The 13,895-nt window shown below is 45.7% G+C and carries 6 protein-coding genes; all 6 read right to left on the bottom strand.

What is annotated here, in order from left to right; genetic code table 11:
• Positions 1-1,236: an MFS transporter gene (locus CLV93_RS14655; protein ID WP_106542962.1), complete on the bottom strand. Its 1,236-nt coding sequence runs from the start codon at positions 1,234-1,236 to the stop codon at positions 1-3.
• Positions 1,237-1,264: 28 nt separating this feature from the next.
• Positions 1,265-2,302, bottom strand: coding sequence for a glycoside hydrolase family 130 protein (locus tag CLV93_RS14650; RefSeq protein ID WP_211297863.1), 1,038 nt, complete (start codon positions 2,300-2,302; stop codon positions 1,265-1,267).
• Positions 2,303-2,416: 114 nt separating this feature from the next.
• Positions 2,417-3,904 (bottom strand): RagB/SusD family nutrient uptake outer membrane protein, encoded by a 1,488-nt coding sequence (locus tag CLV93_RS14645; protein ID WP_106543081.1) that lies wholly within the window; start codon positions 3,902-3,904, stop codon positions 2,417-2,419.
• Positions 3,905-3,930: 26 nt separating this feature from the next.
• The gene (locus CLV93_RS14640) at positions 3,931-6,954 is read right to left on the bottom strand and encodes a SusC/RagA family TonB-linked outer membrane protein (protein WP_246187206.1); all 3,024 of its coding nucleotides are present in this window, start codon (positions 6,952-6,954) and stop codon (positions 3,931-3,933) included.
• A 111-nt stretch (positions 6,955-7,065) separates the two neighbouring features.
• Positions 7,066-9,534, bottom strand: coding sequence for a hypothetical protein (locus CLV93_RS14635; protein ID WP_106542959.1), 2,469 nt, complete (start codon positions 9,532-9,534; stop codon positions 7,066-7,068).
• Between the two features lie 162 nt (positions 9,535-9,696).
• Complete coding sequence (locus CLV93_RS14630) at positions 9,697-13,803, bottom strand: hybrid sensor histidine kinase/response regulator transcription factor (RefSeq protein ID WP_106542958.1); 4,107 nt, start codon at positions 13,801-13,803, stop codon at positions 9,697-9,699.
• Positions 13,804-13,895 lie beyond the last annotated feature (92 nt).

Below are 13,895 nucleotides of genomic sequence, written 5' to 3'. Positions count from 1 at the left end.
TTAGTATTTTGATTTGATGATATTCTGTGCAACGAAAATGGACAATAACTGCAACAAACCGATAATCACCAGCGCATATTTCAACGCAAAATCTTCACCGATGTAGGTTGCCATCAGAATGAAAAGTCCACATCCGATCAAACGTCCTACATACAATCCCAACTCGTGATTCAGAATATACGTAAATTGGTTTCGTTTTTCAATAGCTGCTACCGTATCGATTACCTTCAACTGAATCGGGAAATAGGCCACATCCAACAATGGGCGAGCCATTACCAGACACAACATGAAAAGTATCACACCCAGCGAGGAATAAAGTCCTGCATTAATGAAACTTCCGGTAGCAAATAACAGCAACCCAAACGAAAATATATAAATACGGTGCTTCGGTTTCGCCATTCGTCCGATAAGATAGAGGACAATCGCAGAAAAAATGGCTCCAATAGCCTGCACGGTTCCCAATACGTCTTCGTTCCCAACCAGCTTCATGATTAACATAGCCGGAGCTGTAACAATGTACCCCTGCGCTAATCCTTTCAGTGACGCCAGCCCCAGCATTTTTCGCCAGAGAACGTGAAACCGGAAATAGAGAAAACGTTCTTGTTTTGGGTTAACAAAGTTACCCCGGTGAACCACAATGGAAGAGATAATCGTCAACAGGAAGACCGACGCCGTAACGATCCGGTACGCCATGTTGGTATTCCCTCCAAACCAGTGATGTTCATCGGTGGCCCCAATAAATACACCAACTACATAAGGTACAATCACCCCAGTCAGCGTATAGAAAAATGATTCAAGCCCGTAGTAGTAGTTACGGTTATTATCGTCGGTTGTCTCCAGCGCCAGAAAATCACGGTTGGCCCAGAAGAAACCGTAGGATAGTCCCATGATCAATCCAGCGACACCAATACCGGTCGCATCCAGCTCATGGAGCATCATCATGGCCGACATAGAAACGCCGCTTAGCAGCATTCCAAATGAATAAAGCCATGCGATTTTTATCTTCCGGAGAAGAAATCCGTTGATGGCAAAGGTTAACGGAATACCGGAATAAAGTGCCAGCTGAAAGATAACCACCAGCTTGGCTTCGTGCGAATTTCGCATGATATAGGCACCGATAAACATCTCGATAATCGGCAGTACCAGCGAATAGATTAAATTCGTAATCAGTAGTATCCGCATGCCCTTGGGATAGTTATTAAACACGCGGTATTCGTTAACCAGTTTATTCAGCATAATTCCTCAGTTGAGATCATTCGTTTTTCTAATGCAGTGATTTCAAAATCTCTTTGACAGAGAATTTTGCACCGCAAATCACTTCATCGGCCGCACCGTAATACATGGTAATTTCATCACCATCTACCAGATGGCCGTTGGTAAAAATGACATTGCCGAAAAATCCGGTCTTTTCATATTCTTCTGCCGGCATCATGATGGGCTCTTCGGAACGGGCCAGCACTTTCGACGGATCGTCAATATCCAGCAACAAAGCACCCAGGCAATACTGGTTGTCCTCGTTGGCTCCATGATAGATTTCCAGCCAGCCTTCGTCCGTGCGAATGGGAGCGGCACCTGCACCAATGCGCACACTGTCCCACTTTCCTTTCCGTGTTTGTGCAATACACTGATGATTTCCCCAGTGATCACCATCCGGCGAACTGGCTAACCAGATATAGTTTCCTCCTAATTCAGGACTGCTGGGACGATGAAACGCATAATAACGACCGTTAATCTTTTCTTCGAAAATGGCACTGTCCTTATTGTGCGCAGGAAATATCATCCCGTGATGTTCGAATTCTCTCCAGTCTTTGGTTGTCCTGAGCCCTACTCCTACACCCAAATGTGAAACGGCAGTGTAAGTCAAATGGTAGGTGTCGTCTATTTGCGATACCCGACAGTCTTCAATTCCGTAAGATTCGTGAATTCCCTTTCCGGTGAGCAAAGGATATCCTTCTGGTTCATGAAAATGGACGCCATCGTCACTGCAAACCAGGCGCAAGTGCGAAATCGTTGTCAGATAATCTTGTCCCTGATAGCTGATAACCCGGGGATCGGACAAATCGAGATCCGGGTCATCATTCTTGAACTCCATAATCTGCAGCTCACCATCTTCACTGTAAACAGGGAAAGTAGTGAATCCTTCCTTCTGCTCAGGACGTTCGGCTACCCGAAGCAACATCCATATCTTTCCATCGTACCGGAACACTCCCGGATTGAGCAAGCATTCAATTTTCAATCCTTCCCTGCTCGGTTTCAGATCACCGGGGCGCAAGATCGGGTTCCCGGCGAATCTCTTTGCCATATCCATAACTAGCTTTTTGTCTTTTTCTTAGCGGAATTTGAAAACAAGGATGCCCCGAATATCCGACATAAACTATGGGGCATCCTGTTTCCTTTATCTATTATCTGTTAAGCATTAATAACCCGGGTTCTGGGTAATAGTACCACCTGATTTATCAATTTCACGCTGTGGAATTGGATAGAGATAGTTATTATCCTGGAAGTTTTGACCCTGTGCATCCAGTACATCTTTGGCAATTCCCCAACGTTTCAAGTCATTGAAGCGCTGTGATTCAAAGCCAAGCTCCACACGGCGCTCGTGACGCAACCAACCCATAATCTGAGCCTTGTCAGTTGAATTCACATCGCGATCAGGCAAGGTACCTGCCGGAGGTGTAGTTCCGTCGATAGCAACAGAATTCCGTGCCCGTGCCCTGACTTGATTGATGATACCAATGGCTTCGGAGTAGTTTCCCAGATTGATATCGGCTTCCGCTTTCCAAAGCATTACATCAGCATACCGGATGTAAATCTTGTTACTGGGCGAATCGTCATTTCCTTTGTTATCCGTATTGGTTTCACCCATCAATTTGTAAACGGCCTGATTGTCTACGTCGACCGTATAGAGTAGACGCGGATCGTTCGGCTCAAATTCATCAATAAAGTTCTGTTCAGGTGCTACAAAGCCCCATCCCAGTAATGCACACAAACCGTTACCTGATCTCGGAACTGTATTACTTTCATGGTCGTAAGCAAAGATCACCTCGTTGTCAGTGAACTCTTTCTCAACCTGGAAGTTGTCGAAGTAATTATCATCGAGCGAATAGAAACCAAGGCCATCCAACTGATTGACGTAATCCAGCACTTTCTGCCAATTTTCGGTATACAGCTCTACTTTTGCCTGCATGGCAATAGCAGCACCTTTTGACGCACGCCATGGCTGACTATCATCAGAATATTTGCTGTTAGGCAGCAATGTAACAGCCTGAGCCAGGTCAGCACGAATTTGGTCCATCACCTGAGCTTTCGGTGTACGAACGGCTACATCATACGCTTCAGAGAAACTTTCCAGCGGCTTCAGCAACAGCGGAACGTCTCCGAAATTATTAACCAAATCGAAGTAGTAGAAAGCTCTCAGGAAGTAAACCTCACCCAGCAAACGGTTTTTCAGGTTACTGTCCATAGTCAGTTTACTCATCAACTCATCATTGGTCAGGTAACTGATAGCCCGATTGGCACGGGAAATACCGTCATAATCATAAGCCCACTGCCCGTTAAAACCACCATTGTCTGAAGTAAAATTGAAATGATCAATTTGATCCATCCAGGCCTGGTCACCATCCGGATTCCATTTCTTCTGCATGTCATCCGAAGCGATATCACTCAGGATAAAATCGTTGCGAAGAACAGTTCCGTCATCCCAGCCCCATTGCCCAATAATATTCAGGGTACTGGAAAGCAATTGGTACGAAGTAAAGACTGAATATTCCACCGCACTTTCGGTTGGTGAGGTATCTACCTGGTCGGGTGTTATCAACCCGATGGGTTCCTTGTAGAGATATTTGTCGCAACCGGTGAACAACAGTAAAGTTGATGCAACCAGTATCATATATATTTTTCTCATTTTACTGAATTTTTTTAGCTGGGACATTAAAATTTCACATCAACACCAAGAATGAAAGCTCTTGATTGCGGGTAAGTTCCCATGTCAATCAAATCGGTCGATTCCGGATCGAGACCGGTGTAATCGGTAATGGTGAATACATTCTGAGCAGAGACGTAAGCACGCAGGTTTTTGAAGGTATTCGAACGCTGCATCAACTGTTTGAATGTGTAACCCAGTTCCACGTTTTTCAGACGGAAATAAGAAGCATCCTCAACGAATACACTGGAAATTTTGCTACTACCGTTATCTGTGAAGCTTACACGCGGAATGGTATTGCTGGTACCTTCGCCGTGCCATGCACTCAATACGCGGGTCGTGTAGTTGAACGGACGGGTATCGTAGTCGACAATCTTCTTACCATCATTGTAACGGTCAACACCGTGCACTCCCTGGAACAACAGAGACAAGTCGAAGCCTTTGTATTCACCAGTCAGGTTCATTCCATAAGTCAGTTTCGGAATGGAGTTTCCGATGAACGTCCGGTCTTTATCGTTGATAATACCATCGCCATTCAAATCCTTGAACCGGATATCACCCGGCTGCGCTGTAGGATTAGCTGTTCCGTAAAGTTGATCCTGAATTTCCTGTGTGTTCTGATAGATTCCCTCCATCACGTAACCGTAGTATGAATTCAGCGGCTGACCAACAACGGTACGCGCTACACCTTTACTGGCTGCGTTGATAATCATCGGCAGGTTCGGGTGCAGTTTCGTTACCTCATTTTTGAGGGTCGCCACATTCAGGTTTATGTTGTATTTGAACTGATGTTCGCTGTTACGAAGTGTCAAAGCAAACTCAAAACCTTTGTTGGTAACGGCACCTGCATTCACGTAGGTTGGAGATACATCACCTGCAATTGACGGCAATGTAATCGGCAACAAAATATCAGTTGTATTCTTGATGAAGTAGTCCGCGGTGAAATAGATTTTGTTGGACAGAAGTCCCAAATCCAAACCGTAGTTGTACTGCGTAGTAGTTTCCCACTTCAGGTCCGGGTTTCCGTAACGCGAAATCAGGTAGCTGTCACCACTTTTTCTCAACAGCGTCAGATAAGCATAGTTATCAATTTCCTGGTTACCCAACTGTCCAACACTGGCTCTCAGTTTCAAATCCGACAACCAGGTTAAATCCTTCATGAAATTCTCATTCGACAATTTCCATCCGGCTGAAACTGACGGGAAATAACCCCAACGGTTGTTTTCCGCAAAGCGCGAAGAAGCATCAGCACGGAAGTTGGCGGTTACCATATACTTGCTATCATATGAATACGTTGCCGATCCAAATAATGAGAACAGTGCCCATTCAGCTGCAGAACCTCCGTTCCATACGTCATACTGCGAACCTCCGAAATCGAGATAGCGGAAGTTTTTACCGGTATAATCGTAACGTGCACGTGAACCACTGATGGAAGATGAGTGATTGGTAATGAACTCGCTACCGACCAATGCGTTGATAGAATTCTTACCCAGGTCTTTCACGTAGTTCAACGTATTGTCCCAGGTGAAAGTAATTTCTTCACCTCGGTCTTCATTCAGTGTGCTCGGGCGGTTTTCACGTCCCAATCCCTGATCGAGAGCGCTACCACTACCATCGTCGTCACCAAAGTTTTGGTTAAACTGCTTATTGTGAGAGAAGGTCAGATCAATACCTAAATTTGTTTTGAATTTCAGCGACTTATCACCGAGGAAAGCATACTCTGCATACAGGTTACCAAATGTTTTGTAGTAACTCCGCACATCGTCGGTGAAGTAAGCCAACGCAATAGGGTTCTGTGACCATTCGTACTTATTGCTTTCAAACGAATCCTTGTTCTTGTAGAACGGCAGGTCAGTAAATGGATCCTGAGCTGACCAAGTAGGATCGCTCGGGTCCTTGTAAATTGGGATAATCGGAGGACGAATCATCGCGTGACGAATGATTCCCGGCTCATCACCTTTCGATGACAAAGCATCCTGTGTAACGTACGAAAGTAACAGGTTACTACCCATTTTCAACCGTTCAGTCAGATTAACGTTGATATTCGAACGGAAGTTGATACGTTGATACTTATCGTTGTTGTACACCACGATTCCATCCTGCCCATAGTAGTTAGCAGACAACAGGTACTGCACTTTCTGGTTACCACCGGTAGCTGTCACCTGTGCATTCTGCGAATGTCCCAGTTCGAACAGTGCATCGAGCCAGTTGGTATTGGCAAAATCGCTGCGTCCTTTATCGGCAGTGTAAGGATTGGTTCCTGAATAACCAGCGTTATTCCAGGCCTCTTCCACTACATTCATGTACTGCGTTGCGTTCAGCATATGGGGAAGGTGAGCCACCTTCTGAATTCCAGTGTAATAACTGACATCCAGGCTACTTTTCCCTTTTACACCTTCTTTAGTTGTGATCACGATAACACCACCCGCTGCACGAGCACCATAAATAGCAGCGGCCGAAGCATCTTTCAATACCGTCATCGATTTAATATCCGAAGGATTGAGGAAACTGATATCCCGTGAAGGAACACCATCGATGACATAAAGTGGATTATTGTTGCCGATAGTTCCTTCACCACGGATACGGATATTCACTTTATCACCGGGAGCACCCGTACTGGAAGTCACTTGTACACCGGCAATTTGTCCCTGCAATGCCTGTGACAGATCTCCAACTTTCCGTTTGTCAATATCGGAGACATTAACAGGAGAAACCGCACCGGTAAGAGTGGCTTTCTTCTGTGCAGAATAACCAACAACAACCACTTCGTCGATTTGCTTCTTCTCCTCTTTCATCGTGACATTGAGAACAGTCTTTCCGTCAAGCGGAACAGTCTGTTTCTGGTATCCCACAAAAGAGAAATCGAGGGATACGTTGGTATTTTCGACCTGAAGGGTATACTTACCATTCATATCGGTAATGCTACCATTGGTCGTTCCTGAAACCACTACAGTTACTCCGGGAAGCGTCGTTCCGCTTTCATCTGTAACCGTACCGGTCACGTTGACCTGGCCGAACACGGCCCCTGTCATAAAAAGAAATACAAGCCCAAGTATTTCCCTTCTAAATCTTGTGATAAAAAAGATTTTCATAGAAGTTAGCTTTAAAAATTTAATTGATTGAGCATCATTAATTACATCCAATTATTTATAGTCGGGATCCATATCAGGAGTGCGTAGTCCCGCGACTTCGTCAGCCATCAGGATGAACACGTTCCAACTGAGTCCCCTTGTTGAAAGCCACCATTCATCGGTATTTTTCCAATGGGTTGGAATAAATTCCTTGCTAAAAGGCCATTTTGGGTTCAGATTGATTTCCGCCCAAGCCCGGTTTTCCATCATTTCCTTTGCCTTGGGCCAGCCATGTTTCAAGCCTACCACATAGGCGCAGTACTCTGCCCGCATCCAGCTTCCGCCGTTGTAATAAAAACCATCGCGGGAGTGGTCTGCATAATTTGCTTTTCCAAATTCGCCGAAAGGCTGATAATCGGAAGTCATATAGGAATAACCTTTTGCATCATGTGTGAGGCGCACCAAAATGGGTGCAGTCGTGCCCATCTCCGGATGCGGAGAATTGGGAACTTTATTCAGATACGGCATCTCGTTCAACTGGTTGTTCACCATCTCATCCGTTAACATGGGGTGATCGAACAGCCAGAGCGATAAAAACTCAGGCACCAAATCCGTCAGCGAGATCAAATCGGGATATTCCCGGTCGAATAGCAAATGTTTCCGTTTTGGGTCGTAGAATTTCCGGTATTCCGATTCCGCCTTGTTCAGGTATTCATCTGAAATATCATATCCCATAGCCTTAATCGTGTGCAATGCTACCGCGAACATTCCCTGGTTCACCGCCAAACGATCAGTTTTCGGCACATAGTCACACACGTCAATCTGGCTCATCGAGAAATGCGATTCACAAATACCATCACGGTTCTTATCAAACGAGTTGAGCACAAACGACACGGCTTTGTCAATTTTATCTTTTGGAAGCTGAACTCCGTACCGACGTTGATTCACCAGCGCCCAAACCAACCACTCGATAGTCGCTTCATTGTCCTTGGCTTCCACCGAGCCCATGTAGGGCGTAATGATAGTTCCGATAGCACCATCGGGAGTTTGCGTTTTAGCCCACTGATTCCAGATAGCCAGGTTCAGTTTTTTATTATGAGTCGCCACAGTCGTCCAGAACGAATCCCGGTTGTACATGTCGGGCGAATAATTCATATTCGGCACACTGAACGGAGTAAAATCATGCACGGAAGTAATCCAGGTCAGCATGTTGGCATTCGCATACAACATCTTTTCAATCAACGAGCCTTTGAAGCCTTTTCCTTCCGCTAGCCTCGATTGCGAATCAATCATGAAATTGCGATGAGATTTCCACGGTTCGACAAAAATGTAGGTGGTTTTCGTTTCCTTTTTCCCCAGCGGAAGAATGTTATAGGGCTGAATAGCCGGATGATTTTCGGCAATCGCCAAATCCTTGATTTGCATCGTCCCGGCTTTTCCGGACGTGTTTCCGATGAACATTGAAACACTATCACCTTCGATGTAAGGAACCAAGATGCTTCCTTTGAATTCTGTCCACTCGTCCGTCTTCGACGGAAATGCATCGATGTACTTAACTCCGTGTTCGAGCTCTGGTCCTTGCTGACCATTTTTCATCCGGTAGAGTTTGAGCGCCACCGGCAAATTACCTTTCACCTTGAAGGAGATAGTATACACTTTTTGTCCGGCAATCGGCGTCATCGTTTGGATACCAGCCTTACCACCGGCCTGACAATTCAGTACAATCAAACTATCCTTCCGGGAAACCGAAAGCTTACCCTCCCGAACATATTTCTGCGGAAGCGGTAAGACGGTTTCGGTTCCGGCATTCAGATTGAACATCTCACCAAAAGTCAAACGTACATAGTCTTTCCCCTGAGCCCGCTCTTCAGGTGTAGCCGTAGAAAACAGTCTTGGATCGGGAAGCTGGCGCATCCCGACAAAACCGCCACCACGTCCACTGAACCGGCGTCGTGTTGTACGTGTAAACTGATTTTTATATCCTGCATCGGTCAGAAAGCCGACGGTCATGTTATCAGCGGTGACAAATCCGGCCGATGGAAAAAGTTCGTGAATGAATCCTCCCGGAAAATTGTCCTGCTCGAATGTCACGTATTTTTTCGGCTGTTGCGCAGGAACGTTGTTTTCCCGGAGGGTATAATACATGGAAAGCATGCTGGGCTGGAAAAGCTCAACTGTCTTCTTTACGATGTGCGGATTAACAATTTGGTAGGTGACTTTAACAGTCAGTTTCGAATCGAGCGCTTTCATGTAAGTTTCCTTCTGCAGCTCGACAACACTGTCATTTCCGGTCCAGGAAGTACCTCGCCAGTTATAGAGCGTGGTATCGGAAGTTAAATCCAGATTAGACAGATGCAGTGTAAAAGCTCCTGAATCAGCCAGCAACTTTTTAGCTCCATCGTACAACGCGACGCCATAACCAGATTCAGGAGAACCTTCAACCTTCAATTTCAGGTTTTGTCCCGAGACAGTCGCTGTAATCATCAATAGGAACAACAAGAAAAGCACGGTCACACCGGACCTGGATTTTGTTTGGAACATTGGTTTAATTTTACAGTTGTTTCAGGTTGATTCGAGGTGTGGATTATTGGTACCTCAAAGTTGGAGCAGGAACGAAGCAAATGCTGTACACTATGTCTTCAAAAGTGTATACAATCAGGAAAACATTCAGATTTACAATAAATTGCAATAGGGACGAAATATCTATTTCCGATATTTCAATTGGTATTGCTTAGGTGGAATACCAAACATTTTTTGAAATTCGCGGTAGAAATAGGAGCGGTTGTTAAATCCCGACTGGTAGAAAACCTCGGTTACCGTTTGCGAAGAAGTTTTTAAAAGTTGTGCAGCATGTTTCAAACGCATCGACCGAATCATATCGCCGGGAGACATACCGGAAACCTGTTTCAACTTCCGGTAAAACTGCGAGCTGCTCATGCCCATCTCATTTTCAAGAAAAGTAGCCTGTAATTTTTCGTCGTCGATGTGCTGCCGAATAATTTCCATTACTTTATCGATGAACTGCTGGTCTTCTTCCGCAACCGACAACTGAATATGATTTTCCAATCCGTTACCTTGCTGAAAATAACGGGCAATTCGATCTCGCTCTTCCAACAGCTTCTCAATTCGTACTTCCAGGTGTTGGGGATGAAATGGCTTTGGGATGTACGAATTGGCACCGCTCTCCAGGCCCTCAATCCGATGCGCAACCGAACTTTTGGCTGTCAGAAGAATAATGGGAATATGGCAGGTCTTCAGATCCGTTTTCAGCTGTTTGCAGAGTTCTGTTCCGTCCATTTGCGGCATCATCACGTCGCTAATAATCAGGTCCGGCATCTCTGTTTCCATCACTTTCAACGCTTCCACACCGTTGTAAGCTGTTAGCAGCCGGTACTTATCCTTCAGCATGCCATCCAGTAACTGGTGAATATCCGGTTCATCCTCCACAATCAAAAGCGTCTTCTGCTTTTTCTCCAGCGTTTCCAGGGTGCGCACCTTTTCCTGTCCGTCATCAGGCTGCGACTTTGACTCTGTCAGAATGTGATGCAGCTGCCGGGAAAGAACGACTTCATCAACCGGCTCCTGCTCATCGATATTCTCGCTTTTGGGTTGACAACAAGGCATCAACACAGAAAAAGTCGTGAGCTTGTTTTCCACACTTTCCACATCAATGGTACCGCCCATGGCTGTCACCAAACTACGGGTATAAGCCAGGCCAATCCCTGTCCGGAATTTATCCGGATCAGAAGAGACTCCTTCATCGGTTATGAAAAATCGCTCAAACAGGCGGGGAATTTTTTCCTTTGGAATTCCTTTCCCGGAGTTCATCACCTCGATGCGTACCTGTTTGTCCGACTCAGCAATCTGCATCTTCAGTTTGATATTTCCGCCCCGCGGTGTATACTTAAAGGCATTCGACAACAGGTTGAAGATGATCTTTTCAATCTTATCCTGATCATACCAGCCGGGAATTTCCGGTGGCGATTCAATCTTGTAATCAATTTTGTTCCGAATGGCCCAGTCGTCGAACAGTTCGGCTATCTGCTCCACAAGGTTCACCAAGTTAAAATACATGGTCTGCATTTCCAGATGCCCATTCTCCGCTTTGCGAAATTCCAGCAACTGCTGGATAAGGAACAACAGCCTGTTCGTATTCCGCTGAATCATGTGTACGAACTTCTTTCCTTCATGATCGATGCCGGGGTCGTCCGCCAGCTTTTGCGACGGTCCAACAATCAATGTCAACGGTGTTTGCAGCTCGTGAGCGATATTCGTGAAGAAGGTCAGCTTGTTCTGGTGCAGCGCCTCTTCCCGCTTCCGAAGCTCGATATTCTGTTTCAGCAACTGCTGCTTCTTCCAGTAATTTTGTACGAACAGTAGGAAGAACAAAGTCAGCAGTACGTAGATACCAATAGCCCAGGCCGATTCCCAGAAAATCGGTTTGATACGAAAATCGACCGCATGAACCGGCGGACTCCAGATACCGTCGCTGTTCGACCACTTCAGCCACAGCGTATAATTTCCGGGCGGAACGTTCGTGAACGAAATCACACGCCGGTTCTGAATGTTGTTCCATTGCTTGTCAAAATTCTCCAAATAGTATGAATACTGGCACTTTTCACTGTTGATGAAGCTTAGCGCTGCCAGTGTAATATCGAAGAAGTTTTGATCATATTTCAGGTTAACATGAGGAGGATTTCTCAACTGAGGCGTCACCACAAACGAATGATAATAGGGCTTATCGTCATTCTGTCCTTTGATATCACTAATCGCGATATTCGGGATATAAGTGTATTCGCCGATTTCGGATGAGCGGAAATAGTTAAAGCCGCTGTTACCACCCATAAAAATATATCCGGTTTGGTCATCCCGAAAGAATGCACCATCGGCAAACTCGTTGTTCTGCAAACCGTCCTCTTCAGTGAAATTACGAAAGCGGTGATTTTCGACGTTGAATTGAGAAAGTCCGAGATTCGTGCTCACCCACAAGTTTCCGGCATGATCGCAAACCATACCGTGAATGGTATTATTGGGCAACCCATCGTTTGTGGTAAAACCGTGAAAAGCGGGATGATCGGTCAATTTTTCCGTTTCAAGGTAATTTAATCCCAAACTGGTGCCAATCCACAACCGCTTTTGGGCATCCTTGTACAGGCAAAGAATATCATCGTTGCTCAGACTTAACGAATCGCCTGGCGTCTTTCTGAAAACCCGGAATGATTCCGTTTTCTTATTAAACAAATTCAGTCCGCCCAATCGCGTGCCAATCCACAACTCCTGTCCATTCTCCGGAATGATGGAAAAAATAATATTACTACTCAGCTTTCCGGCCAGGTTCTCATTCGCTACGTACTGCTTAAAATCGGTTACCCGTAGCTTGCGTCCGTTTCTTTCCAGCCGCAGCCGCAGCATTCCATAACCATTCGTTCCCAACCAAATAACTCCCTCTTCATCCTGATAAATGGCATACACCGAACGAAAAGCTATACAGTTTTCAGAGCCCTCAATATCTGCCCAATCAATCAGACGGTGATACCGGAAATCATAAACCGAAAGTCCGTCACCGTCCGTCCCGATAAACATCAGGCTGTCTCTACCACAAAAGAGCGAAAAGACCGAATTGTTGAGTGGTGAATTGGCGGAATAGTAATTCTCTTCCGGAATTTTCTCCTCAGAGTTTTTTTGGTAAAAATGTGCCGGAAATCGGAACAGTCCCTGTCCCTTGGTTCCAACCCACAAAGCACTATCGGGAGCCAGACAGAACGCCCGCACGTTGCCACCCCGCAAGGCCGGAATCTGCGCCTGTGTAACCGAATGAAACAGCTTGTGACGAGGAAACAGCTTATAAATTCCGTCTCCATCGGTTCCAATCCAGACCACACCTTCATTCCCTTCAAAAACCGTCGACAATTTCCTGCTGTTGATGTGACTAAGCCACGAATTTTGCTCCACCGTTCCATCCGGTTTCAGGATGAAATGCTTTTTCGAGTCAGCAATCAACACGCCTCTACGCGTTTTCCCAATGAGCTTCTGAATACCACTAAAACGGGTTGTTTCTATTTTACCATCGGTAAAAGAATAGGTCGCCAACCGCCCGTCGGTTGTCAACAGCAGAATCTTATCCTTCGATTCATTCAAAAAATCACGAACATGTTGAGCAATTTTTTTCAGCCCCACCACCGTCACAGCACCATCACTGTCGCGATGCAGGCGAACTTCCAGCAAATCGCCATTAGCGTATTGAATCAGTAGCGTGTTTACCGGAGAAAAACGAATCTCCCGCACGGCCTGTGCCGGTAAATCGCCGGATGAAAGTCGCCGGATGGAATCGTTGGCGTAATACCCCAATCCCCATTCCTTCGCTTCAAAAAAAATGTTTCGTTGTTGGTCAACCGCCAGATGGAACTCAGACTCGGTGAGAGGTGCTTTGTCTTCACGACCGAAAAAGTATCGCTTGATTTGCCGGGTATTCGGATTCAATCGGTTAATGCCGTGCATAGTCAAGACCCAGAGATAACCATCCTTACCCTCCTCAATCTTCAAAATCACCTGGTTACTTAAACTGTTGGGATTATCGGGCTCGGGCCGAAAGATTTGGATGGCATGTCCGTCATAACGATCCAAACCGTCCCATGTACCAATCCATAATACATGGTTCGAATCCTGAAAAATATCATTCACCGAGCTGTTCGACAATCCGTTGGAGTTAGTCAGTGTACGGATTTCAAACTGACGCTCGCTGGCCATCGAACGGCCGAAGAAATTCAGGAAAAGAAAGACGATGAAAAAGCAAGTAACTTTATGGCTCATTATTCCCCTTAATACAAAAGCACACCCCGAAGATACGTTTATTTTCAGTGTTAAAGGGGACAAAAAGTATCCGTCCTATATCCCTAAACCGC

It is taken from the genome of Prolixibacter denitrificans, assembly GCF_003014495.1.
GTDB classification, from domain to species: domain Bacteria; phylum Bacteroidota; class Bacteroidia; order Bacteroidales; family Prolixibacteraceae; genus Prolixibacter; species Prolixibacter denitrificans.
This window is presented reverse-complemented; position numbering and strand designations above follow the sequence as displayed.